At 62.9% G+C, this 23,358-nt stretch carries 22 protein-coding genes; 6 read left to right on the top strand and 16 right to left on the bottom strand.

Annotated features, from left to right (window positions below):
- Positions 1-138 precede the first annotated feature (138 nt).
- Positions 139-699: an SH3 domain-containing protein gene (locus JT360_RS10510; protein ID WP_214471490.1), complete on the top strand. Its 561-nt coding sequence runs from the start codon at positions 139-141 to the stop codon at positions 697-699.
- Here the strand turns inward: JT360_RS10510 and JT360_RS10505 are convergent.
- Together JT360_RS10505 and irrA are read right to left on the bottom strand one after the other, a co-directional pair.
- Positions 689-1,069, bottom strand: a complete 381-nt coding sequence (locus JT360_RS10505; protein WP_214471487.1) for a DUF4260 domain-containing protein — start codon at positions 1,067-1,069, stop codon at positions 689-691. The genes JT360_RS10510 and JT360_RS10505 overlap by 11 nt on opposite strands.
- A gap of 46 nt (positions 1,070-1,115) precedes the next feature.
- A complete protein-coding gene (irrA, locus tag JT360_RS10500) occupies positions 1,116-1,547 on the bottom strand; it encodes an iron response transcriptional regulator IrrA (protein ID WP_214471485.1) in 432 nt (143 codons plus the stop codon).
- A gap of 243 nt (positions 1,548-1,790) precedes the next feature.
- Between irrA and fabA the strand changes: the two genes are divergently transcribed.
- From fabA to JT360_RS10480, 4 genes are all read left to right on the top strand, one after another.
- Positions 1,791-2,309 (top strand): 3-hydroxyacyl-[acyl-carrier-protein] dehydratase FabA, encoded by a 519-nt coding sequence (fabA, locus tag JT360_RS10495; protein WP_214471483.1) that lies wholly within the window; start codon positions 1,791-1,793, stop codon positions 2,307-2,309.
- 49 nt (positions 2,310-2,358) lie between these two features.
- Positions 2,359-3,579 carry a beta-ketoacyl-ACP synthase I gene (gene fabB / locus JT360_RS10490; RefSeq protein WP_214471481.1) on the top strand — a complete coding sequence of 407 codons (1,221 nt, stop codon included), beginning with the start codon at positions 2,359-2,361 and terminating at the stop codon, positions 3,577-3,579.
- A 49-nt stretch (positions 3,580-3,628) separates the two neighbouring features.
- Positions 3,629-4,432 (top strand): enoyl-ACP reductase FabI, encoded by an 804-nt coding sequence (gene fabI / locus JT360_RS10485; RefSeq protein ID WP_214471479.1) that lies wholly within the window; start codon positions 3,629-3,631, stop codon positions 4,430-4,432.
- Positions 4,433-4,603: 171 nt separating this feature from the next.
- Complete coding sequence (locus JT360_RS10480; protein ID WP_214471478.1) at positions 4,604-6,145, top strand: putative bifunctional diguanylate cyclase/phosphodiesterase; 1,542 nt, start codon at positions 4,604-4,606, stop codon at positions 6,143-6,145.
- A gap of 11 nt (positions 6,146-6,156) precedes the next feature.
- On the opposite strand, the gene JT360_RS10475 is transcribed toward JT360_RS10480, so the two are convergent.
- The 10 genes from JT360_RS10475 to rimP all read right to left on the bottom strand — a co-directional run bounded on the left by JT360_RS10475 (position 6,157) and on the right by rimP (position 18,548).
- Positions 6,157-7,170 (bottom strand): class I SAM-dependent methyltransferase, encoded by a 1,014-nt coding sequence (locus JT360_RS10475; protein WP_214471476.1) that lies wholly within the window; start codon positions 7,168-7,170, stop codon positions 6,157-6,159.
- Positions 7,171-7,320: 150 nt separating this feature from the next.
- Positions 7,321-9,468 (bottom strand): polyribonucleotide nucleotidyltransferase, encoded by a 2,148-nt coding sequence (pnp, locus tag JT360_RS10470; protein ID WP_214471475.1) that lies wholly within the window; start codon positions 9,466-9,468, stop codon positions 7,321-7,323.
- A gap of 407 nt (positions 9,469-9,875) precedes the next feature.
- The gene (rpsO, locus tag JT360_RS10465) at positions 9,876-10,250 is read right to left on the bottom strand and encodes a 30S ribosomal protein S15 (protein ID WP_284731560.1); all 375 of its coding nucleotides are present in this window, start codon (positions 10,248-10,250) and stop codon (positions 9,876-9,878) included.
- A 78-nt stretch (positions 10,251-10,328) separates the two neighbouring features.
- Positions 10,329-11,423: a magnesium/cobalt transporter CorA gene (gene corA / locus JT360_RS10460; protein WP_214471474.1), complete on the bottom strand. Its 1,095-nt coding sequence runs from the start codon at positions 11,421-11,423 to the stop codon at positions 10,329-10,331.
- 44 nt (positions 11,424-11,467) lie between these two features.
- The gene (truB, locus tag JT360_RS10455) at positions 11,468-12,439 is read right to left on the bottom strand and encodes a tRNA pseudouridine(55) synthase TruB (RefSeq protein WP_214471473.1); all 972 of its coding nucleotides are present in this window, start codon (positions 12,437-12,439) and stop codon (positions 11,468-11,470) included.
- On the bottom strand, positions 12,439-12,876 hold the full coding sequence (gene rbfA, locus JT360_RS10450; protein ID WP_214471472.1) for a 30S ribosome-binding factor RbfA: 438 nt from the start codon (positions 12,874-12,876) through the stop codon (positions 12,439-12,441). The genes truB and rbfA overlap by 1 nt, the downstream gene beginning before the upstream one ends.
- 126 nt (positions 12,877-13,002) lie before the next feature.
- Positions 13,003-15,582, bottom strand: a complete 2,580-nt coding sequence (infB, locus tag JT360_RS10445) for a translation initiation factor IF-2 (protein ID WP_214471471.1) — start codon at positions 15,580-15,582, stop codon at positions 13,003-13,005.
- On the bottom strand, positions 15,579-16,229 hold the full coding sequence (locus JT360_RS10440) for an RNA-binding protein (protein ID WP_214471470.1): 651 nt from the start codon (positions 16,227-16,229) through the stop codon (positions 15,579-15,581). Before JT360_RS10440 ends, infB begins: the two co-directional genes overlap by 4 nt.
- A 38-nt stretch (positions 16,230-16,267) precedes the next feature.
- Positions 16,268-17,863 (bottom strand): transcription termination factor NusA, encoded by a 1,596-nt coding sequence (gene nusA / locus JT360_RS10435; RefSeq protein ID WP_214471469.1) that lies wholly within the window; start codon positions 17,861-17,863, stop codon positions 16,268-16,270.
- A gap of 49 nt (positions 17,864-17,912) precedes the next feature.
- Positions 17,913-18,548 carry a ribosome maturation factor RimP gene (gene rimP / locus JT360_RS10430; RefSeq protein ID WP_214471467.1) on the bottom strand — a complete coding sequence of 212 codons (636 nt, stop codon included), beginning with the start codon at positions 18,546-18,548 and terminating at the stop codon, positions 17,913-17,915.
- 291 nt (positions 18,549-18,839) lie between these two features.
- Between rimP and JT360_RS10425 the strand changes: the two genes are divergently transcribed.
- Entirely contained in the window at positions 18,840-19,004 is a 165-nt protein-coding gene (locus tag JT360_RS10425) for a hypothetical protein (RefSeq protein WP_214471466.1), read from the top strand.
- Between the two features lie 27 nt (positions 19,005-19,031).
- Here JT360_RS10425 and trmB read toward each other — a convergent pair whose 3' ends face one another.
- From trmB to lnt, 4 genes are all read right to left on the bottom strand, one after another.
- Entirely contained in the window at positions 19,032-19,733 is a 702-nt protein-coding gene (gene trmB / locus JT360_RS10420; RefSeq protein WP_214471679.1) for a tRNA (guanine(46)-N(7))-methyltransferase TrmB, read from the bottom strand.
- Between the two features lie 26 nt (positions 19,734-19,759).
- Entirely contained in the window at positions 19,760-21,025 is a 1,266-nt protein-coding gene (gene metK, locus JT360_RS10415; RefSeq protein ID WP_352127047.1) for a methionine adenosyltransferase, read from the bottom strand.
- Positions 21,026-21,193: 168 nt separating this feature from the next.
- Positions 21,194-21,613: a helix-turn-helix domain-containing protein gene (locus tag JT360_RS10410; protein ID WP_214471465.1), complete on the bottom strand. Its 420-nt coding sequence runs from the start codon at positions 21,611-21,613 to the stop codon at positions 21,194-21,196.
- A 138-nt stretch (positions 21,614-21,751) separates the two neighbouring features.
- On the bottom strand, positions 21,752-23,344 hold the full coding sequence (lnt, locus tag JT360_RS10405; protein WP_214471464.1) for an apolipoprotein N-acyltransferase: 1,593 nt from the start codon (positions 23,342-23,344) through the stop codon (positions 21,752-21,754).
- Positions 23,345-23,358 lie beyond the last annotated feature (14 nt).

Raw genomic sequence — 23,358 nt, 5'->3', positions numbered from 1 at the left:
GTTGAGACCTCTTTAACCAAGACCGGCGAAACTGAAAGCCGGTCGCGGCAGCCGATTTACTCATGTAACAAGCGGTGCCGCCGAAGACAAAGAAAAAGGGGCGCTGCGGCCACCGGGCCGGCGCCGAAAGGAACGAAAGTGTCTGGTTTCGCGTCGCTTCGCCTGCTCCTCAGCGCAGCATTTCTCGGCGCTCTCCTTTATTCCCCGCTTGCCGCGGCGCAGAGCGCGGCGGCACCCGCCCAGAGCGCCGTCACGCTCGGGCCGAGCGGCCTGCCGCTGCCGCGATTCGTCAGCCTGAAATCCGGCCGCGTCAACTCGCGCGTCGGCCCCGGCGCCAACTACTCGGTCGACTGGATGTATATGAAGGCCGGCCTGCCGATGGAGATCATCCAGGAGTTCGATACGTGGCGCCGCGTTCGCGATGCCGATGGTTCGGAGGGGTGGATCAACCAGTCACTGCTGTCGGGCCGGCGCACCGCGATCATCGCGCCATGGCAGCGCGGCAAGGGCGCTCAAATCAATATGCTCAGAAGCCCCGACAAGGATGCCAGCGTGGTAGCGATCGTCGAGCCGGGCGTCATGGGCACGATCAAGACCTGCGACGGCCAATGGTGCGAAATGACGCTCGACGGCCACACCGGCTGGCTCGCCCAGGCCGCGGTGTGGGGCGCCTATCCAGGCGAGCGGGTCAAGGACTGACGTCGTTCAGCTTGCGACCGATTCGGCCGAGATGGGTGTCCTGAAAACCGGTTGACAGCTTCAGGCCGTAGCCCAGCGCACGGTCGATGGCGATGTGGGCGATCCAGATCAACGCGACCGCGATGGCAGCCGCATTGCCGGACAGGTGACCGGCGAGCAGCAGAAGCACCGGTACGATGAGGATGTGCAAGGCGTTGTAGGCAACGGCGCCGATACGCGGCCCGCCGAGATAGCCCAACATCGACAGGTCGGGCGCCAGGATGAGCAATCCGAAGAGCCACCAGGATACGCCTGACGAAGCGTAGAAGGCGACAGCGGCGGCGGCCACCACAGCCCATTCGAGCCGGATTATCAGGTCGAGGGGTTTCATCCCAGACCGATCATTCGGGCCTGACCGATCATTCGGGCCGGGCCGATCATTCCTGACGCTTGTGGCGCAGCCTCACCACGATATCGACATTGGCGATTTCCATGCCCTCGGGCGGATCCGGCAGGTTGGTGACCGTCACCGGGCCGTTGGCGATGTCGAAAATCCGGTTCTCGCCTTCGATGTAGAAATGGTGATGATCGGAGGTGTTGGTGTCGAAATAGGTCTTGGCACCCTCGACGGCGAGGATGCGCAGCAGTCCCGCCTGGGTGAACTGGTGGAGCGCGTTGTAGACCGTGGCCAGCGACACCGGCACGCCGGCGGCCAGCGCCTCCTCGTGCAACTCCTCGGCCGACAAATGGCGGTCGCCCTTGGCAAAAAGCAGGTCGGCCAGCGCGATGCGCTGGCGTGTCGGTCTCAGACCGGCTTCACGCACCCGCTTGTCCACAGCGACATTTTCCTTCCGGCAGCCCCGGTCCATCTGGTCTTCCAAGCACACAGTCCCGCTTCAAGACACGCCCAGAATGGCAAAAAAATGATTGTCTGCCGAAACCGGACCCCTGTTGGACATATATTCTGTCGTCCGAATGCGATCAATAGCGTGCATTGACCCGGGCAGACTGGCGGGTTAAGCGCAAACGCCGGTTTCCGGCCTGAAACAGATTGTGTTAGGACACCAACGACAAGGGCGCGCTACCGCCCGGACGATATGGGGAAGAGATTGATGGCGGGTTCGAAATCCAGCTACGACTACGACGAATTGCTGGCCTGCGCCCGCGGCGAGCTGTTCGGAGAGGGCAACGCCCAGCTGCCCTACCCGCCCATGCTGATGTTCGACCGCATCACCGAGGTCAGCGAGACCGGCGGCGCCTTCGACAAGGGCTTCATCCGCGCGGAATTCGACATCAAGCCGGACCTGTGGTTCTTTGCTTGCCATTTCATCGGCAATCCGATCATGCCAGGATGCCTCGGCCTCGACGCCTTGTGGCAATTGACGGGTTTCTATCTCGGCTGGCTCGGCGAACCCGGCAAGGGAATGGCGCTGTCGACGGGTGAGGTCAAGTTCAAGGGCATGGTCACGCCGGCGGTCAAAAAGGTCGAGTATGGCGTGGATTTCAAGCGTGTGATGCGCGGCCGGCTGGTGCTGGGCATCGCCGATGGCTGGATGAAGGCAGATGGCGAGCCCATATATGCGGCGACGGACCTGAAGGTCGGTCTGTCCAAGCAGTCGCCGGTCGCTTGACCGCAGCCCTGGCCGACCCACTGGTCAGCATCCCTGGAAGGAGTCGCGAATGAGACGTGTCGTAGTCACAGGCCTCGGCATCGTGTCGTCGATCGGCAACAATGCCAACGAGGTGCAAACCTCGCTGCATGACGCCAGATCCGGCATCAGCTTTTCCGATTCCTTCGCCGAGCACGGCTTCCGCTGCCAGGTCTGGGGCGCTCCGACGCTCGACCCTTCCGCCATGATCGATCGCCGCGCGATGCGCTTCCTGTCGCAAGGTGCTGCCTGGAACCATGTCGCCATGGACCAGGCGATCGCCGATGCGGGCCTCGGCGAAAGCGACATCACCAATGAGCGCACCGGCATCGTCATGGGCTCGGGCGGCCCTTCCACCCGCACCATCGTCGAGGCGGCCGAAACCACGCTCAAGAACGGCAGCCCCAAGCGTATCGGCCCGTTCGCGGTGCCGAAGGCGATGTCGTCGACGGCCTCGGCCACCTTGGCCACGTGGTTCAAGATCCACGGCGTCAATTATTCGATCTCGTCGGCCTGCTCGACCTCGGCGCATTGCATCGGCAATGGCTACGAGCTGATCCAATGGGGCAAGCAGGACATGGTCTTTGCCGGCGGCCACGAGGATCTCGACTGGACGATGTCGGACCTGTTCGACGCCATGGGCGCCATGTCATCGAAGTTCAATGACAAGGCATCGACCGCTTCGCGCGCATATGACGCCAATCGCGACGGCTTCGTCATTGCCGGCGGCGCCGGCGTGCTGGTGCTGGAAGAGCTGGAGCATGCCAAGGCGCGCGGCGCCAGGATCTACGCCGAGATCGTCGGCTATGGCGCGACCTCGGACGGCTACGACATGGTGGCCCCCTCGGGCGAAGGTGCGGTCCGCTGCATGCGCCAGGCGCTGGCGACGGTTTCCACGCCTGTCGACTACATCAACACCCACGGCACCTCGACGCCTGTGGGAGATTCCAAGGAAATGGGCGCGATCCGCGAGGTGTTCGGCGAGAAGATGCCGTTCATCACCTCGACGAAATCGCTGACCGGCCATTCGCTCGGCGCGGCCGGGGTGCAGGAATCCATCTATTCGATCCTGATGATGCAAGGCGGCTTCATCGGCGAAAGCGCCCATATCGAGACACTTGATCCTGAATTCGAGGGCATGCCGATCGTGCGCAAGCGCATCGACAACGCCAAGATCGACACCGTCCTGTCAAATTCCTTCGGTTTCGGCGGCACCAACGCAACGCTCGTTTTCCAGCGCTATTCCGCATAAGCCCAGCGTTTTTGTGTAAGGCCAGCATTTTTATAAGGATTTGGCGGCCATGGACGGATTGATGAAGGGCAAGCGCGGGCTTGTCATGGGCGTCGCCAACGATCATTCGATCGCCTGGGGCATCGCCCGGAAGCTATCCGAACATGGGGCGGAGCTCGCCTTCACCTACCAGGGCGAGGCCTTCGGCCGCCGGGTCAAACCGCTGGCCGACAAGCTCGGCGCCTCGCTGGTCGTTCCCTGCGACGTTGAAGACAGCGCTTCGGTCGCCGCCACGTTCGAGACGCTTGGCAACGCCTGGGGCGGGCTGGACTTCGTCGTCCATGCCATCGGTTTTTCCGACAAGAATGAGTTGAAGGGCCTCTACGCCGACACCAGCCGGGACAACTTCGTCCGCACCATGGTGATCTCCTGCTACTCCTTCACCGAGGTTGCCCGCAATGCCGCGGCACTGATGACGGACGGCGGCTCGATGATCACGTTGACCTATGCCGGTTCGGTCCGCGTCATGCCGAACTATAATGTCATGGGCGTCGCCAAGGCCGGCCTGGAGGCCAGCGTGCGCTACCTCGCCAACGATTACGGCCCGCGCGGCATAAGGGTGAACGGCATCTCTGCGGGACCGGTGCGCACGCTCGCCGGCGCCGGCATTTCAGATGCCCGCCACATGTTCTCCTACCAGCAGCGCAACTCGCCGCTGCGCCGTACCGTCACCATCGACGAGGTCGGCGGCTCCGCGCTTTATCTGCTGTCGGACCTCGCCTCCGGCGTCACCGGCGAAATCCACTACGTCGATTCCGGCTATCACATCGTCTCGATGCCGACGCTCGATGAGTTGAAGCAGACGGACGGCTAACGGAAACGGATCAAGGCGACATGTTTTGGGCGACGGCATAAGACAGTGTCGGGAAAATCGTCCTTTTTCCAGTAAAGAAATAAAATCCTCTCCAGTAAAATTGGATGCATTCACGGAAACTCATTTTAAGGAGCTTTCCGCTATAGAGTTCCGCAGTCTGGGGACTTTTGAATGCCTGCCGTCAGCAACCCGAAGCGAACACCGGTGTTCCGACTGCTCACCATAGCAAGTTCGGGCATTGGCAGTTTCATCCTCGGCATCTGGGGCCTGAAGCACGGTCTCGGCGACGAGTTCGCCGGCATATCGACGGATATGATGGTCGCGGTCATGGCTGCGCTTTGCGCGCTGGCGGCGTCGGTGGCGGCAATGTCGTTCTTCGCCGGCGTCGATGAATCGGCGGATTTCGTCTTCAACGAAACCCATTTCGACAAGCTGACGGGACTGCTGGCGCGCCCTGCAATGGTCGGCAAGATCGCCGAGGCGGCATGCGCGACAAGTCGGACCGGGGAACCGGTGTTCCTGATCGACATCGACATCGACCGGTTCAAACAGATCAACGACGCGATCGGCTACACCCAGGGCGACGAGCTGATCCGCGCCTTCACCAAGCGGCTGCAGAGCAGCGTACCTGAACGCGCGCTGATCGGGCGCATTGGCGCCGGCGAGTTCGCGGTGCTGCTTCCGGATCATCAGATCCAGGGAACCATGGAAAGCACGGTCGAAAGGCTCATCGACGAGATGATGGAGCCCTACGAACTCAGCAGTCACCAGCAATCGGTGAGCCTGTCCGTGGGTATCGTGGCCATGCCCAAGGATGGCGTCGATCCAGTCCTTATCCTGCGCCGCTCCAATTTGGCGCTGCAGAATGCCCGCGCCAGCGGCATCGGCAACTGGTCGGTGTTCGACAGCGAGATGGGGCGCGTTGCCGATTATCGCCAATGGGTCGAATCCGAGCTGCACACCGCCTTCGAGCGCGGGGACTTCGACCTTCATTATCAGCCGCAGCTCGATCTGCCGACCGGCCGTATTGTCGGCTATGAAGCGCTGATCCGCTGGAATCATCCCGAACGCGGCATGATCCCGCCCATGGAGTTCATCCAGATCGCCGAGGAAACCGGGATGATCAACCCGATCGGCGAATGGGTTCTGCGCAAGGCCTGTAGCGACGCCCGCCATTTGCCGGACGACTGCTTCGTCGCGGTCAATATTTCGCCTGTCCAATTCATGACCAAGGACTTCATCGGCATCGTGCGCGACACGATGAGGTCAACCGGCATCAAGCCGTCACGGCTGGAGCTGGAAGTGACCGAGACGGCGATGATGCAGGACCGCGACCGCGCGGCCGCCATCCTGAAAGAGCTTGCCGAAATGGGCATCTCGGTCGCCGTCGATGATTTCGGCACCGGCTATTCCAACCTCAGCTACCTGATCGACTTCTCGTTCGGCAAGCTGAAGATCGACCGCTCCTTCGTCAGCCGCATTGATACCGATTCCAGTTCCGGCGCTGTCGTCTCGACCATCGTCGGGCTTTCGCGTGCGCTCGGCGTCAGCATCATTGCCGAAGGCGTCGAGACCGAGAGCCAGGCCACGCTGCTGCGTGCAGCCGGCTGCGAGGTGGTGCAGGGCTATCTGTTCGGCCGGCCGGCGCCGCTCAAGATCGGGATTGGCAAGCACGCCAGCGAGGACGTGCGGCGCGTCGCCAGTCTGCACTGAACTGCATCGTTTCAGCGCCGCGCGGACAACACCTTGAACATGCCGTCGCGGGCAAGCTCCGCATGGCTTGAGAAGGCGGCCGACAGCACGGGCTCGTAGGGTAGCTGGCGGTTGGCGACCATGAACAGCCGCCCACCGGGCTTCAAGGCCTTGGCCGCTGCCCGGATCATGCCGATGCCGATCTCGGGCTCGGCCGCACGGCTGCGGTGAAACGGCGGGTTCATGATGATCGCGTCATAGCGCCGATCCACCGTTTCAGTCAGTAGATCAGTCCAGAAGAAACTGGGGGCGGCTGCCATGTTGCCGATATTGGCCCTCGCCGCTTCGAGCGAGGCGAAGTCCGCTTCGTAGAGGTCGAGCGCTGCTATGCCAGGAGAGCGTGCGGCGACCTCGGCAGCCAGATAACCCCAGCCGGCGCAAAAGTCGGCAACGTTCCCCCTGAGATCACCGGGCAAGGTCTCGACCAGCAATTTCGAACCAGCATCGAGCTTATCGAAAGAGAACATGCCTGGGGCGGTGTGGAATCGCCCTTCAACCAGCAGGGCAGGATTGGCGGCGCGCAGTTTTTCCGCAGCTTCCAGATCGGCGGGACGGCGCAGCCAGAAGGCGATGCCGTGATATTTCGGCATATGGCCGTCGAGCGGCACAAGCTCGTCGATGCGCTTGCGCAGGCTGGCAATGCCGTCATCCTTGCCGCCGGCAACGACGATCAATCCGCCCGGCGCCACGCGCTCGAGAGCCTCGGCGATGCGCAGTTCGTTCTGTCCGCGATGCCGGCCCGCGAGCACCAGCGCGGCATCAAAACCGTCGCCCTCGGCTTGCGGCGCGACCGTGAATCCCGCCGCCTGCAACGCGCGGAAATGCGGCCGGAAGCCCTGTACGAGATGAAGCGTGGCCTCGAAGCCCGGCGGCGGGCGCAGGCCGGGCTCGGCACCCAGGAAAAGGATGCGCTCACCCTTTCGCGGCAGGGAAAGCGCCTCGGCCTCGAACGGATGGAAAAGCGTCTTCAATGCCTCAGCGGCCATGCCTTTGCTCCCCGGAGTCTTACGCAATTCCTGTGGGGAAAGTGCTACGCTTTTCCCGGGAAAACCGCTCACATCTTTCCTGGAATTGGCTCCAAACGAAAGCGGGCGCGACATAAGCCGCGCCCGCTTCGATCTTTCTGTCAGACAAGCTCAGGCGGCGTTTTCTTCGCCTTCGACCTTCTTGTCGCGAGCGATTTCCTTGCCGGTAGCCTGGTCGACGACCTTCATCGACAGGCGGACCTTGCCGCGCTCGTCGAAGCCCATCAGCTTGACCCAGACCTTGTCGCCTTCCTTGACGACGTCCGAGGTCTTGGCGACCCGGTCGTTGGCAAGCTGCGAGATGTGAACGAGGCCGTCACGCGGGCCGAAGAAGTTGACGAAAGCGCCGAAGTCGGCGGTCTTGACGACCGTGCCTTCGTAGATCTCGCCGACTTCCGGCTCGGCGACAATGGTGTGGATCCACTTCTTCGCCGCCTCGATCTCCTTGGCGTTCGAGGAAGCGATCTTGACCGTGCCGTCGTCCTCGATGTTGATCTTGGCGCCGGTCTTCTCGACGATCTCACGGATGACCTTGCCGCCCGAACCGATGACGTCGCGGATCTTGTCCGTCGGAATGTGCATGACCTCGATGCGCGGCGCGAACTCGCCGAGTTCCGAACGTGCGCCGGAGAGCGCGTTCGACATCTCGCCGAGAATGTGCTGACGGCCGTCCTTGGCCTGGTCGAGCGCGATCTTCATGATCTCTTCGGTGATGCCCTCGATCTTGATGTCCATCTGCAGCGAGGTGATGCCGCTGGCGGTGCCGGCGACCTTGAAGTCCATGTCGCCGAGATGATCCTCGTCGCCAAGGATGTCGGAGAGCACGGCGAAGCGCTCGCCTTCCTTGATCAGGCCCATGGCGATGCCGGCAACCGGCTTGGCCAGCGGCACGCCGGCATCCATCAGCGCCAGCGAGGTGCCGCAGACGGTGGCCATCGACGACGAACCGTTGGACTCGGTGATCTCCGAGACGACACGCAGCGTGTAGGGGAACTGGTCAGCGCTCGGCAGCATCGGACGGATGGCGCGCCAGGCGAGCTTGCCGTGGCCGATTTCGCGGCGGCCCGGCGAGCCCATGCGGCCGGTTTCACCGACGGAGTAGGGAGGGAAGTTGTAGTGAAGGAGGAACTTCTCCTTGTACATGCCGGTCAGCGAATCGACATACTGCTCGTCCTCGCCGGTGCCGAGCGTGGCAACGACCAGCGCCTGGGTCTCGCCGCGGGTGAACAGCGCCGAACCATGGGTGCGCGGCAGGACGCCAACCTCGGACACGATCTTGCGGACCGTCTTCAGGTCACGGCCGTCGATGCGCGAGCCGGTGTCGAGGATGTTCCAGCGCACGACCTTGGCCTGGAGTTCCTTGAACACCGAGCCGATCTGCTCGGAGGTGTACTTGGCGTCTTCGCCTTCGGCCGGAGCAAACGCTGCCTTGACCTTCGCCTTGACGGCGTCGACGGCGGCATAGCGCTTCTGCTTGTCGGTGATCTTGTAGGCTTCGCGGAGTTCGTCGCCGACGATCTTCAGCATCTCGGCTTCGAGCGCGGAATAGTCCGGGGCGGTGAAATCGCGCGGGTCCTTGGCGGCGACTTCGGCCAGCTTGATGATCGCCTCGATCACCGGCTGGAAGCCGCGATGGCCGAACATGACTGCGCCGAGCATCAGCTCCTCGCCAAGTTCCTTGGCTTCGGATTCGACCATCAGCACAGCGTCGGCAGTGCCGGCGACGATCAGATCGAGCTTGGATTCCTGCATCTCGTCGACATGCGGGTTGAGCACGTATTCGCCGTTGATGTAGCCGACACGGGCGCCACCGATCGGTCCCATGAAGGGAACGCCCGACAGCGTCAGCGCGGCCGAGGTGGCGACGATCGACAGGATGTCCGGATCGTTCTCGAGGTCATGCTGGACGACGGTGACGACGATCTGGGTGTCGTTCTTGTAGCCATCCGCGAAGAGCGGACGGATCGGGCGATCGATGAGGCGGGAAACCAGCGTTTCCTTTTCGCTCGGACGGCCTTCACGCTTGAAATAGCCGCCCGGGATCTTGCCGGCGGCATAGGTCTTTTCCTGGTAGTTGACGGTCAGCGGAAAGAAATCGAGACCGGGCTTGGGCTCCTTCATCGAAACGACCGTGGCAAGCACCTTGGTCTCGCCATAGGTGGCGAGCACGGCGCCGTCAGCCTGGCGCGCGATCTTGCCGGTTTCGAGGATGAGCGGGCGGCCGCCCCATTCGATTTCCACTTTGTGCTGATTGAACATGTCTTATCCTTTATATGAGGAAGGGCCGCGCCGTTTCAGCGTGCGCGGATTCCCTTTCCTCTGGCTTCCTTTCTCGGGCAGCCACGGGCAAGACAACGGGAGGCTCGGGTTTGTCGGCACGGTGGCCATACGAGCGTCCTGCAATCCTGCCCCATGACCGTCCATGGGTGGCTTCAAGTGGCCCTCTGCGCGCTTGAAGCCGGATATGGCCAATCGATCGACTGGCTTGCGCATGACCCCGAAAACCACGGCTTGCGGAACGCATCATGCGCAAATTCATTTTTGGAGCGTCCGTCCGGCATCCGGATGGGGTGCGCGGCGCTCCAGTCCTGCATTCGAGATCGGATTGGTCCGGTGCTCAAATGCGCGACCGGCGGACTCCTTGAAAGAGCCCGCCGGTCAATTCGTCAACGGCGCAGACCGAGCTTCTCGATCAGTGTCTGATAGCGCGCGTCGTCCTTGCGCTTGAGATAATCAAGCAGGCTGCGGCGCTGGGACACGAGAGCGAGCAGACCACGGCGGGAATGGTTATCCTTCTTGTGGTCCTTGAAGTGGTCGGTCAGGTTCTTGATGCGCTCGGAAAGGATGGCCACTTGGACTTCCGGTGACCCGGTATCGCCCTTGGCGGTTGCGAATTCACCCATCAATTCCTGTTTGCGCTCGGCAGTAATCGACATCGTGTTTTTCCTTATCTGTTCGAGGAAACGGGTCGCCCTCAGCCGGGATGTCGTCCAGCAGGGGCCGGTGTAGGCTAAGCGACGTGGCGCTTTGCTGCGGCGCATATAGTGCAATTCCCCAGAAAACACCAGCCCAATTCACGAAGCCGGCTTTTCAGCCCCAGATGGCAAGTTTTATCTCTGTCAAAGCCATTTCTTCCATTTGAAGAAGGCAATCAACCCGACGGCGACAACGGCCATGAACAGGAGCGACAACGGATAGCCGTAATAGGCTTTCAGCTCCGGCATGTTCCAGGGCGAACTCCCGGGATCGAAATTCATGCCCCAGACGCCGACCAGGAAGGTGAGCGGCATGAAGATGACTGAGACGATGGTGAGATAGCTGATAACGTCGTTGGTGCGCGCCTGGCTCAGCGACAGATGCATCTCGATCAGGCCGGTCAGCATGTCGCGCTGGGTCTCGACCAGCTCGATCAGCCGCAGCGAATGGTCGAGCGTGTCATTGAGAAAGACCTTGGTCTCGGCCTTCAGATAGGGCACGTCGTTGCGGATCAGCGTCGCCAGCGCATCGCGCATCGGCCACAGCACGCCCTTCAGCACATTGGCGTCGCGCCGCAATCCGTGCAGTTGGCGCATCTGATACTTGTGCGGAGAATGCAGCATCTGGTCCTCGATGCTGTCGACCAGGTCGCCGGCGGCCTCGATCGGCGGGAAATAGCTGTCGACAATGGCGTCGACCAGCGCATAGGCCAGATAGTCGGCGCCGCGGGTGCGCAAGCGGTTGGGCGCCGAGCTCTCGATACGCTTGCGCACCGGATCGAACGGATCACCCTCGCGTTCCTGAAAGGTGACGACGAAGTTCTCGCCGAGGAAGAGAGCGATCTGTTCGTAGCGGTGCGAAGTGATATCGTCGATCATGCGCACCACGACGAAGGCATGATCCTCGAAGAAGTCGACCTTCGGCCGCTGGCCGGTGTTGACGACATCCTCCAGCGCCAGCGGATGCAGGCTGAAGATGCGGCCGATCTCCTCGATCAGCGCGATGTTGGCGAGACCGGTGCAATCGAGCCAGATGACAGGCCATTTGTGGCAATTGGCCTCGACATCGTCGATGCTGGCATTGTCGATGGTCTTGAACTTCTGCGGCGAGATCAAGGTCAGCCGCAATTCGGAGCGGCGCGCTGCCGGATCTGCGATCAGCGTGCCCGGCGAGGCGCCGACCGGCGGCCGCCGCGTCCTCACGGGCGCCCGCTTTTTCACCGCCTCGGCCTTTGCCATGTGCCCCTCGAGCCTAAAGTCCAACTGAAGTTAGACGAGAGCCGTCACCCGGCAAAGACCCGCTTGGGCTTGAACATGCCTTGTTCGATCGCGCCGATGGCAACCAGCTTGCCGCGTGCCGTCGCGCAGGCTTCTTCCGCCTCCACAGGCGCATCACGGCCACGAATGATCACCGGATTGCCGAGACGGATCTTTGTCGCCGCATCGTCGCTGATGGCGATCTGCGGCAGGCAGTCGAGTGCCGCCGACGTGTCGACCAGAAGCGCATCGATGGCATCGAAGTCGACGGGGAGTTCCATCGGCTCGGCGTCGCCGGCAGGCTCCGGTTTGTCCTTCATGCCGAAGCGGGCCGCTTCCAATTCGGCGATGGTGACGAAATCCTCAGGCGTGAACGGCTCGACCTCGACCCGGCGCAGCTCGGAAATGTGGCCGAAGCAGCCGAGGTCGCGGCCCATGTCACGGGCCAGCGAGCGCACATAGGTGCCCTTGCCGCATTCGATCTCGAAAACGGTGTGATCGGCATTGTGCTCGATGACGTCCAGACGACCGATCTCGATTTCCCGCGCGGGAATGTCGACCGTCTCGCCTTCACGGGCGAGGTCGTAGGCGCGTTCACCTGCAATCTTGATGGCCGAGAATTGCGGCGGCGTCTGCATGATGACGCCGGTGTATTTCGCCAGCAGCGCCCGCACCTGCGCTTCCCCGGGACGCAGGTCGGAGCTCTTGGTCACCGGCCCTTCAAGATCGTCGGTGGAGCGTTCGTCGCCCCAGGCAACGGTGAACCGATAGACCTTGGCGCCGTCCTGCACGTAGGGCACCGTCTTGGTGGCTTCGCCGAGCGCGATCGGCAGCATGCCGGAGGCGAGCGGGTCGAGGGTGCCGGCATGGCCGGCCTTTTCCGCCTGGAATAGCCATTTGATCTTGGAGACGGCCTCGGTCGAACCCATGCCGACAGGCTTGTCCAACACCACCCAACCTGAGACCGGCCGACCCTTCTTCTTGCCGCGACGCCCCATTATTCCCCGTCCTTGTCGTATTTGGCCTTGTCGTCTTTGTCGTGTTCGTCCCCATCGAGATCGCGCGCCACTTCGGGCGACTTCAGCAGATCGTTGATCCTGGCGAAATTGTCGAAGGAGGTGTCCAGCCGGAAGCGGAACTCCGGCATGTACTTCATCTGCCTGAGCGCGCCGGAGACACGGCCGCGGACGAATTTGGCATGCTTGTTCAGCGCCTCGATGACCGCGCCGGCATCCTTGGCGCCGAGCGGAGAAACAAAGGCGGTGGCGATCTTGAGATCGGGCGACATGCGCACTTCCGAGACCGACACCACGGCGTTCTCGATCAGCGGATCGATGATCTCGCCGCGCTGCAAGGTTTCGGAGAGCGCATGGCGCACCTGTTCGCCAACGCGCAGCATGCGCTGGGATGGGCCGGATGTGGTGGAACGGGGCATTTTTTCTCAATCCTGAAAGCGTGAGGCGCGGGATAGGACCGTGCCGCATGTCTCAAACGGTCATTCTCAACAGGCTTGGGGCGGCGGTCTGATGACCACCGCCCGGTACCGATAAGTCACTCGAACTCAGAGTGTCCGGGTCACCATCTCGACGCGGAAGCACTCGATGACGTCACCGACGCGCATATCCTCGTAGTTCTGGAAGGCCATGCCGCACTCCTGGCCGCCGGGGACTTCCGAAACTTCGTCCTTGAAGCGCTTCAGGGTCTTCAGCGTGCCTTCGTGGATGACGACGTTGTCGCGGATCAGGCGTACGCCCGCGCCACGCTCGACCTTGCCTTCGGTGACCCGGCAGCCGGCGATCTTGCCGACCTTGGTGATGTCGAAGATCTCGAGGATCTCGGCATTGCCGATGAAGGTCTCGCGACGCTCCGGCGACAGCAGGCCCGACAGAGCCGCCTTCACATCATCCACGAGGTTGTAGATGATCGAGTAATAGCGGATCTCGATGCCCGCGGCCACGGCCGCCGCACGTGCCTGCACGTTGGCACGGACATTGAAGCCGATGATTGCCGCACCCGACGTTTCCGCCAGCGAGACGTCGCTTTCGGTGATGGCGCCGGCGCCGGCATGGACGATGCGAGCACGCACCTCGTCGGTGCCGAGCTTGTCGAGCGCGGCGTTGATCGCCTCGATCGAACCCTGCACGTCGCCCTTGATGACCAGCGGGAATTCCTTCAGCCCGCTCGTCTGCAACTGCGACATCATCTGTTCGAGCGAGCCGCGCTGGCCGGCATGCCTGGCCACCGCCTTCTCGCGCGCCAGACGCTGGCGATACTCGGTGATCTCGCGAGCGCGGGCCTCATTGTTGACCACGGCGAAGCGGTCGCCGGCCTGCGGGGTTCCCTGAAGGCCGAGCACCTCGACCGGCATCGCCGGCGGTGCTTCCTTGATCTGCTCGCCGCGATCGTTGACCAGCGCGCGCACCCGGCCCCATTCGTTGCCGGCGACGAGGATGTCGCCCGGCATCAAGGTGCCGGTCTGCACCAGCACGGTGGCGACGGGACCACGGCCCTTGTCGAGCTGCGCTTCGATGACGACGCCCTCGGCGGTGCGGTCCGGATTGGCCTTCAGGTCGAGGATTTCGGCCTGCAGCAGGATCGCCTCGAGCAGCTTGTCGAGATTGGTGCCCTTGGTCGCCGACACTTCGACGTCCAGCACCTCACCACCCATGGATTCGACGAAGACCTCATGGCGCAGCAGTTCGGAGCGCACCTTCTGCGGATCGGCGTCATGCTTGTCGATCTTGTTGATCGCCACGATGATCGGAACGCCGGCCGCCTTGGCATGGCTGATCGATTCGATCGTCTGCGGCATCACGCTGTCGTCGGCCGCCACCACCAGAATGGCAATGTCGGTGGCCTGGGCGCCACGGGCGCGCATGGCCGTGAAGGCGGCGTGGCCGGGCGTATCGATGAAAGTGATCTTCTGACCGTTCTTCTCGACCTGATAGGCGCCGATATGCTGGGTGATGCCGCCGGCCTCGCCGGAGACGACATTGGCATTGCGGATAGCGTCGAGCAGCGAGGTCTTGCCGTGGTCGACGTGACCCATGATGGTGACGACCGGCGGACGCGACACGAGGTCTTCCGGGCGGTCGGCGATGTTGAACAGGCCTTCCTCGATGTCGGACTCGGCAACGCGGCGGACCGTGTGGCCGAATTCGGTGGCGACCAGTTCGGCCGTGTCAGCGTCGATGACGTCGCCCGGCTTCAGGATCTGGCCTTGCTTCATGAAGAACTTGACCACATCGACCGCACGTTCGGACATGCGCTGCGCCAGTTCCTGGATGGTGATGGTCTCGGGCAGGATCACTTCGCGCATGACTTTCTCGCGCGGCTCATTGTGCATCGCGCGCTTGAACTTTTCCTGGCGGCGACGCATCGACGACAGCGAACGGGCTCGGGCATCCTCGTCGGAAAGCGCGGAGTTCAGCGTCAGCTTGCCACGGCGGCGGTCTTCCTCGCCCTTGGTCGGCTTGGCCGGACGCGCCACTTCGGGCGTGACCGGACGGCGCACAGGCGCACCGGCGCCGGTCCGCTTCGGCTTGACCTCTTCCTCTTCGTCGGCGGTCGCCAGCTCCGCGGCTTGCGGCGCGCGGCGGCGGGCCTCCTCCTCGGCGCGGCGGCGCGATTCGGCTTCGGTCTGAAGGCGCGCCTCTTCCTCGGCCTGACGGCGCGCGGATTCCTCGCGCTCACGCTTGCGGCGCTCTTCATCCTCGGCGCGGCGCTTGGCTTCCTCGGCCGCACGCTGACGGTCCTCGACCTCGCGCACCTTGGAGCCTTCGAGCGCCCTGCGGCGCGCTTCCATCTCGCTGCGCGACAGTTCGTTCAGCACCATGCCGCTGCGCTCGACCGGAGCCGGCGGCGGGGGTGGCGGCGCCTTGGGCGCTTCCTGCACCACAGGTGCTGCCGCAACCGCCGGTTTCGGGGTGAACACGGGCACAGGGGCAGCGGCCGCCGGCTCCGGCTTGTCGCCAGGCAGCGAGAACTTGCGCTTCTTGGTCTCGACCACGACCGACTTGGTGCGGCCATGCGAGAAATTCTGGCGCACGGTGCCCTGTTCCATGCCGGGGCGCTTCAGCGTCAAGGTCTTCTTCGGCGTAACACTCAACGTCTTGTCGTCGCCCGATTTCGTATCGTTCATTCCATATCCTCTGCGGCATCATCTTCGTCAGCAACGGCCGCAAGCATTGCCAGATCGTCCGGGGTACCGCCCCGATATCGGTCGAGCGCAACCATGCGCTTCTGGACCGCCTTACCCGCGTCTCCCGCGAGGACGGCAGCATGTATCACATTTGTACCCCCCAATGCCAAGCTCAACTCGGCCTCGGAGAAAAGTTTGTAGGCAAGGATGGACGGGCCGCCGATATGGACGGTCGCCCGCCGCGCCTGGCTGATCTTGCGCACGCCATCGTCGGACGCTTCGGTCGCGTGGAGCACGAAAAGCGCCAGGCCGCCGCGCACCGCGCTCTCGACCTTGGTTGCGCCCAGCGCGATTGCGCCGGCCTTGCGGGCGAGGCCCAGCATGCCCAGCGCGGATCTGGAGAGCAGTCCGTCGACCATGCCGCCGAGGTCCGGCGGCACGACCACCTGTGCCTTGAAGGCGCGGGCAAAAAGGTTCTTGGCCGCCGCCTTGTCGATATGTAGGCGGTCGGCGCTCACCCAGCAACCACGGCCGGGCAGATTTCTCTTGAGATCGGGAACGACGGCCGAATCCGGGCCGACGACGAAACGGATCAGTTTATCCGGTTCGGCCTGCTTGCGGGTGACGATGCAGGTGCGATCGTTCATCTCGTCCGAGGGCGGGTTCTGTGCGATGCGGTTTCACCTCACGCACCAACGGCTTCGTCAGCCGATGCTTCTTCGGCTGCAAGCTCGTCCTCGGAAATCCAGCCGGCCTTGAGACGGGCATTGAGCACCATCTGCTCGGCGTCGGCGCGCGAAACACCATGATTGGCCAGCACGCCCGGATAGACCTTGGTTTCGCCGTCCTTGCGTTCCTTCCAGCCGGTCAGGTCGTCGGCGGCATAGCCGGCGAAATCCTCGATCGTCTTCACGCCGTCCTCGCCAAGCGTCACCATCATGGCGGTGGTGATGCCTGGGATTTCGCGCAGCTCGTCCTTGACCCCAAGCGCCTTGCGCTTCTCGTCGTGCTCGGCTTCGATCTTTTCGAGATATTCGCGGGCACGAGTCTGGATTTCCGACGCGGTGTCTTCATCAAAGCCGTCGATCGAAGCGATCTCGCCGGCATCGACATAGGCGACTTCCTCGACGCTGGTGAAGCCTTCGGAGGCCAGCACCTGGCCGACCATCTCGTCGACATCGAGGGCTTCCATGAACAGCGCCGAGCGCTCGACGAATTCCTTCTGGCGACGCTCGGATTCCTCGGCCTCGGTCAGGATGTCGATGTCCCAGCCGGTGAGCTGCGAGGCGAGACGCACGTTCTGGCCGCGGCGGCCGATGGCCAGCGACAGCTGATCGTCGGGAACCACCACTTCGATGCGCTCGGCGTCCTCGTCGAGCACGACCTTGGCGACTTCCGCCGGCTGCAGCGCGTTGACGATGAAGGACGCGGCCGAAGGCGACCACGGAATGATATCGATCTTTTCGCCCTGCAGTTCGCCGACGACGGCCTGGACGCGGCTGCCGCGCATACCGACGCAGGCGCCGACCGGATCGATCGAACTGTCGCGCGAGATGACGGCGATCTTGGCGCGCGAACCCGGATCGCGGGCGACCGATTTGATCTCGATGATACCGTCATAGATCTCGGGCACTTCCATGGTGAAGAGCTTGGCCATGAACTGCGGATGGGTACGCGACAGGAAGATCTGCGGGCCGCGCTGTTCGCGGCGCACGTCGTAGACATAGGCACGGACGCGATCGCCATATTTGTAGTTCTCGCGCGGAATCAATTCGTCGCGGCGGATGATGGCCTCGCCGCGGCCGAGATCGACGATGACGTTGCCGTATTCGACGCGCTTGACGGTGCCGTTGACGATCTCGCCAATGCGGTCCTTGTATTCGTCATATTGGCGGTCGCGTTCGGCCTCGCGCACCTTCTGCACGATGACCTGCTTGGCCGACTGGGCAGCGATGCGGCCGAAATCCATCGGCGGCAGCTGTTCGGCGATGAAATCGCCGAGCTGAGCGTCGGGATTGCGTTCGCGCGCCGAGGAGATGGCGATCTGCGTGGCATAGTCGTCGACCTTTTCGACCACTTCCATCAGCCGCTGCAGCTTCATCTCGCCGGTGTTGGGGTTGATGTCGGCGCGGATGTTGGTCTCCTGGCCATAACGCGAGCGCGCCGCCTTCTGGATCGCATCGGCCATGGCGGCGATGACGATCGACTTGTCGATCGACTTTTCACGCGCGACCGCATCGGCAATCTGCAGCAGTTCAAGTCTGTTAGCGCTTACAACCATGTTCTTTCTCCCGAGCCTGTTTGCCGGACCTTCGGGCCCGGCAGCTCAATCAACTTTCCTGTTCGTCTTCTTCCGTGGCATCCTCGGAAATGTCGTCGTCCGGCTCGCCGCGGCGTTTCTTGGCTTCCTTGCGCGCCCTGTTGTCCTTTGACAACGCGTCGCGGATAAGGTCGTCGGTCAGGATCAGGCGCGCCTCGGCGATCGTATCGTAAGGCACTCTCACCGTCGGCTCCTCGCCATAGGCCGCCTTGTCGCGCTCGATCAGCACGTCATTTTCGCCGGCCTCGGCGATCTTGCCCTTGAAGCGCTTGCGATCAGCGACGACGACCGATGTCTCCATCTTCACCATATGGCCCGTCCACGCTGTGAAATCCGATTTGCGGACCAGCGGCCGGTCGATGCCGGGAGAAGAGACTTCGAGATGATACGCCTTCTCGATCGGATCATCCACATCCAGCGCCGGCGACACCGCGCGGCTGACCTCTTCGCAATCCTCGACGGTCATGGTGCCGTCCTCGCGCTCGGCCATGATCTGCAGCGTCAGCCCATTCTGGCCGGACAGGCGCACACGCACCAGGCGAAAACCGATGCCGCGCAGCACCGGCTGGATAATCAGCGCGATGCGCGCATCGATGCCGCTTTCGCGGATGATGCGATCGTCACCTTCGCTTGCTGTTGCAGTCATCGATTACCCGTCGTTCGTTTCGAACCTATCGGCAGGTAATAAAAAAGAGCGGGACCGGGTGGACCCACTCTTCGTCATACCGACCAAGAATTTGAGGCTGATATAGACGAACGCGGCCCATGTTTCAAGCCCGCCGTGCCGAAGCGGCATTGGATGAGGCCGAGGCGCCAGCGTTGCGCGAGGCGCATGGGCTCCATGCGGCGAGAGCCCTGTGAGCGCCAACGCCGCGTCCCCATCTAGGTGGGATCGCATAAAGACAAAGATATTTCGCGACAGCGAAAGGGTATTACCATGAGCAACCGCAAGATTTTGTCCGCCATAGGCGATCTGTTCACCGCATTCGGCAGCGCGGTCGCCGCCTCACGCGCCGTGGAACCCGGCCGCAAGCCGCGCGCGGACGAATTGCGCAGGCTCGGCATGGATCCGGCCGTCTTCAACAGGATCGGCCGTTTCTAACTTTGGAAGCAGCCGCCCGTAAGGCGCCTATTTTCTGATGAAGGTGAGATAGGCTGGCCGCCGGCCCTCGCGCATGGCCTTTGCCTCGTAACGCGTGCCTGGCCAGCCATCGTAGGGGCGATGCCAGTCCTCCGCTTCCGCGGCCTGCCATGCGAAGGCGCCATGCGCCCTGCAGTGCAGCAAGGTCCAGTTCACATAGGTGTCGATATCGGACGCAAAGCGGAATCTTGAACCCGGCTTCAGGACACGCGCGAAACGGTCGAGGTTGACTGGGCTGACGAAACGCCGCTTCCAGTGCTTCTTCTTCGGCCAGGGATCGGGATAGAGAAGATCGATGCCGTCGAGCGAGGCCGGGGGCAGCCAGTCGAGCAGGCGGGTGGCATCGTCATCAAAGACCCTGAGATTGGCCAGCGGCCTTGCCCGCACGGCCATCATCATCTTGGCCATGCCATTGACGAAGGGCTCGACACCGATGAAGCCGACCGTCGGCGCCTCGATGGCGCGGTGCAGAAGATGTTCGCCGCCGCCAAAGCCGATCTCCAGCCGAACGGCGCAGACATCGGCTTCAAACAGGGTGCGCAGATCCGGCGGCGCTTCCGCCGTCAGGTCGAGCCCGTAGGCGCCAAGCCCGCTTTCCAGGGCCGCCGCCTGTTGCGGGCGAACGGGCTTGCCGCGCCGACGACCGAAGAAGGCTTCGGTCGAACGGCTTGGCCTGTCTTGCGGGCTCATCTGATGGTGCAGGTCTGTCGCGGCGCTCACGCCGCGACAGCATCCTTGAGCGCCTTGGCGAGATCGGTCTTTTCCCAGGAGAAAGATCCGTCACGGCCGGCCTTGCGGCCGAAATGGCCATAAGACGACGTCTTGGCGTAGATCGGCTTGTTGAGGTCGAGATGGCGACGGATGCCCGACGGGGACAGGTCCATCACGCTGCGAAGCGCTTCCTCGAGCTTTGCCTCGTCGACCTTGCCGGTGCCGTGCAGGTCGACATAGACCGACAGCGGCTGGGCGACGCCGATGGCATAGGAGAGCTGGATGGTGCAGCGGTCGGCAAGCTTCGCCGCCACGACATTCTTGGCCAGGTAGCGCGCCGCGTAGGCGGCCGAACGGTCAACCTTGGTGGTGTCCTTGCCGGAGAAGGCGCCGCCGCCATGCGGTGCCGCACCGCCGTAGGTGTCGACGATGATCTTGCGGCCGGTGAGGCCGGCATCACCGTCCGGACCGCCGATGACGAACTTGCCGGTCGGGTTGATGTACCACATGCAGTCGTCGGCGATCTTGAGGTCGCCCAATGCCTCGCGGATATAGGGTTCAACGACCTTGCGGACCTTCTTCGAATCCCAGGTTGCGTCGAGATGCTGAGTCGACAGCACGATCTGCGTTGCCTCGGCGGCCTTGCCGTCGATGTAGCGGACGGTGACCTGGCTCTTTGCGTCTGGGCCGAGCTTGCCGGCCTCGCCGTTGTTCTCGTGGCGGGCGGCAGCCAGGAGTTCGAGGATCTTGTGGCTGTAGTAGATCGGCGCCGGCATCAGGTCCGGCGTCTCGCGGCAGGCATAGCCGAACATGATGCCCTGGTCGCCTGCACCTTCCTCGCCCTGGCGGTCGGCGGCATTGTCGACGCCCTGGCCGATGTCGGGCGACTGGCCGTGCAGCAGGACCTCGATCTTGGCCGTCTTCCAGTGGAAGCCGGCCTGCTCGTAGCCGATCTCGCGGATCGCCTTGCGGGCGACGGATTTGAACTTCGCCGGGTTCACGACAGGATGGCCCGCGGCATCCCTGAGGATATTGCCGGCCTTGTCCTTCTTCAGCAGCGTCTCCGGGACGCGTACTTCGCCGGCGATGACGACGCGGTTGGTGGTCGCCAGGGTCTCGCAGGCGACACGCACTTTCCACGGATCCATGCCGGTCTTCTTGGCTTCACGATAGACCAGATCGACAATCTCGTCGGAGATCCGGTCACAGACTTTGTCCGGATGGCCCTCGGCAACGGATTCCGAGGTAAAGAAGTAGTTCTGCCGCGTCACGGGTGTCCCCTCTTGAAAAACGATCGGCAGGCTGCCGATTTTGGCGCGCCACGTGTTAGCGGGGCAAAGCGCCGCTCGTCAAGCGTTGCCGCCGTTCTGGCACGACTGTCGATGTCGATATCTTGTGCCACCGGCGACGGATGCCGCCGGTTCGAGAGGCATTCCGGGTCAGTCGAGATCGTCCGCGGCGAGCGACTTCACCAGGTCGATGATCCGGCGGCGCACCTTGACATCGGCGATCTTGACAAAGGCCCGGTTGAGCTGAAGGCCTTCGGGACTGCCGCAGAATTCGACGGCGAAAGCCATCGACGCATCCTCGGCAAAGCCGCGGCCGGCCGTGGACTCCTGGCCCGGCGCATCCTCGAAGAAAAAGGCGACGGGCACGCCAAGTATGGAGGCTATCGCCTGCAGCCGGCTGGCGCCGACGCGGTTGGTGCCCTTTTCATATTTCTGGATCTGTTGAAATGTGATGCCGAGATTCTCGCCCAGCTTTTCCTGGCTCATTCCGAGCATATTGCGGCGAAGCCGGATGCGACTTCCAACGTGGATGTCGATGGGATTCGGTTTCTTCTTGTTTTCTTCTGTCATTTTTTCCTCGCCGAATTTTTTCGGCTTTGTGATTTTTTCCCGCCCAAACAAAACCGGAGGCGACTGCCCCAACAGAACGATCCACCGGCTTCGAGAAATTTTCAGGCGTTACAGTATGAGTTTCTAATGTGTCGACTGTCAATTCACCCGTAGCCTTTGCCTTACATTCAACAACACACCCACCAGCGCAAACAGCAACATGATCAGCATTCCGTTAATGCGCCGCTGGCGGGGCGAAATGACCGTCTGTTCGGCAATCGGAACCTTCACATCGATCGCTCCGCGCGCGTCGATCGCCAGCGCATCGACGATGCGGCCGCGTGGATCGACGACGGCCGAGATGCCGTTGTTGGCGGCACGCAACAAGGGCAATCCGTTCTCCACCGCGCGAATCTGGGCCTGCCTGAAATGCTGATACGGCCCCGGCGTGTCGCCGAACCACGCATCATTGGTAACGTTCACAATAAGCTGCGCTGACGTAGCGTCAACTGCCACCAGCTCGGGAAAAATCACCTCGTAACAGATAAATGGCAGGGCACGGATGCCGCCCGGCAGCGTGAGGGCGTGGCGTTCGTTGCCGGCCGTGAACGTCATTGGTCCGGCGACGAGCTGCTCGATGCCGAAACGGCCGAGCAGGTCGGCAAAAGGCAGGTATTCGCCGAACGGCACCAGATGGACCTTGTCGACGGCATCGGTGATTTCGCCCTTGTCGTCGATCGCCACCACCGAGTTGTAGTAGCGGCTGTCGGCGCTGGCCGCCGAGCCGCCTTCCTCGCGAACGACGCCGGCGACCAGCATCTGGCCATCGGACAGCATGTCACCCAGCGCCGTCAGCGCGTCCGGGCGTTCGGTGAAGAGAAACGGCACGGAGGTTTCCGGCCAAAGAATAAGCTGCGGCTTGCCATGGCCGGGGTCAGGCGCCTTGGCGGACAGACCCAGCAAGGTGGCAAAGATACGGTCGCGCACCGAGGCGTCCCACTTTTCCGACAGGTCGACGGCCGGCTGGACGATGCGGACATCCAGACTGCGCGCCGCCGGCTTTTCGGGAGCGGCAAGCCTGACATAGCCAAAGCCGATATGGGCGGTGGCAAGCACGACGAACAGCGCCGCGCCCAAGCGCAGATGACGGCGCGCCACCAGCAGTGCCGGCAACGAAAAGAGGAACACGGCAAGCGTGTTCATACCGATCATGCCGGTCACCGAGACGCTTTGCATCAGAAGGGGCACCGGCATTGCCGCGTCGCCTATGGCATTCCAGGGAAAACCGGTGAACAGGAAGCCGCGCAGCCACTCCATCAGTCCGAAGCCAAAGGCAAGGGCGGCGATACGGCCGATATCGCTGCTCCACAATAGCCGGGCGATCATCGTCGCGAAGCCGTAGAAAAAGGCGAGCGCGAAGGGAATGCCGACCACGGCGAAGGGCAGCGCCCAGGCAAAGTCGTCGGCCTCGACCAGCAGTGCCGAGCCGATCCACCAGAGACCGGCGAGGAAATAGCCGAAGCCGAACCACCAGCCGACCGCAAAAGCCGGTCGCAGGCGACGAAACAGGCTGCCGGAGGCTTCACCGGTCGCGCCGTCGAGCAGCCAGACCAGCAGCGGAAACGAGATGAAGCAGGCGGCGAAGAAATCGTAGGGCGCCTGTCCGAGCACCGCCAGCGCTCCGGCAAGAAAGGCCACGAGCGCGCGCCGCCAACCCCAAAGCAGAATTATCCGGCCGGCAAGGCGCACCATACATACTTCCGAGT

The organism is Mesorhizobium sp. dw_380 (assembly GCF_018588885.1).
GTDB lineage: Bacteria > Pseudomonadota > Alphaproteobacteria > Rhizobiales > Rhizobiaceae > Mesorhizobium.
The sequence above is the reverse complement of the archived record's forward strand: the minus strand, read 5'-3'. Positions and strand labels throughout refer to the sequence as shown.

Excerpts from the sequence above, each read along its gene's own strand:
- fabB (WP_214471481.1), top strand. The coding sequence starts at position 2,359 with ATGAGACGTGTCGTAGTCACAGGCCTCGGCATCGTGTCGTCGATCGGC.
- rpsO (WP_284731560.1), bottom strand. The coding sequence starts at position 10,250 with ATGCGCCGCAGCAAAGCGCCACGTCGCTTAGCCTACACCGGCCCCTGC.
- JT360_RS10505 (WP_214471487.1), bottom strand. The coding sequence starts at position 1,069 with ATGAAACCCCTCGACCTGATAATCCGGCTCGAATGGGCTGTGGTGGCC.
- JT360_RS10475 (WP_214471476.1), bottom strand. The coding sequence starts at position 7,170 with ATGGCCGCTGAGGCATTGAAGACGCTTTTCCATCCGTTCGAGGCCGAG.
- trmB (WP_214471679.1), bottom strand. The coding sequence starts at position 19,733 with ATGAGCCCGCAAGACAGGCCAAGCCGTTCGACCGAAGCCTTCTTCGGT.
- nusA (WP_214471469.1), bottom strand. The coding sequence starts at position 17,863 with ATGGTTGTAAGCGCTAACAGACTTGAACTGCTGCAGATTGCCGATGCG.
- JT360_RS10480 (WP_214471478.1), top strand. The coding sequence starts at position 4,604 with ATGCCTGCCGTCAGCAACCCGAAGCGAACACCGGTGTTCCGACTGCTC.
- infB (WP_214471471.1), bottom strand. The coding sequence starts at position 15,582 with ATGAACGATACGAAATCGGGCGACGACAAGACGTTGAGTGTTACGCCG.
- corA (WP_214471474.1), bottom strand. The coding sequence starts at position 11,423 with ATGGCAAAGGCCGAGGCGGTGAAAAAGCGGGCGCCCGTGAGGACGCGG.
- fabA (WP_214471483.1), top strand. The coding sequence starts at position 1,791 with ATGGCGGGTTCGAAATCCAGCTACGACTACGACGAATTGCTGGCCTGC.
- irrA (WP_214471485.1), bottom strand. The coding sequence starts at position 1,547 with ATGGACCGGGGCTGCCGGAAGGAAAATGTCGCTGTGGACAAGCGGGTG.
- rimP (WP_214471467.1), bottom strand. The coding sequence starts at position 18,548 with ATGACTGCAACAGCAAGCGAAGGTGACGATCGCATCATCCGCGAAAGC.
- lnt (WP_214471464.1), bottom strand. The coding sequence starts at position 23,344 with ATGGTGCGCCTTGCCGGCCGGATAATTCTGCTTTGGGGTTGGCGGCGC.
- pnp (WP_214471475.1), bottom strand. The coding sequence starts at position 9,468 with ATGTTCAATCAGCACAAAGTGGAAATCGAATGGGGCGGCCGCCCGCTC.
- rbfA (WP_214471472.1), bottom strand. The coding sequence starts at position 12,876 with ATGCCCCGTTCCACCACATCCGGCCCATCCCAGCGCATGCTGCGCGTT.
- JT360_RS10440 (WP_214471470.1), bottom strand. The coding sequence starts at position 16,229 with ATGAACGATCGCACCTGCATCGTCACCCGCAAGCAGGCCGAACCGGAT.
- truB (WP_214471473.1), bottom strand. The coding sequence starts at position 12,439 with ATGGGGCGTCGCGGCAAGAAGAAGGGTCGGCCGGTCTCAGGTTGGGTG.
- JT360_RS10410 (WP_214471465.1), bottom strand. The coding sequence starts at position 21,613 with ATGACAGAAGAAAACAAGAAGAAACCGAATCCCATCGACATCCACGTT.
- fabI (WP_214471479.1), top strand. The coding sequence starts at position 3,629 with ATGGACGGATTGATGAAGGGCAAGCGCGGGCTTGTCATGGGCGTCGCC.
- JT360_RS10425 (WP_214471466.1), top strand. The coding sequence starts at position 18,840 with ATGAGCAACCGCAAGATTTTGTCCGCCATAGGCGATCTGTTCACCGCA.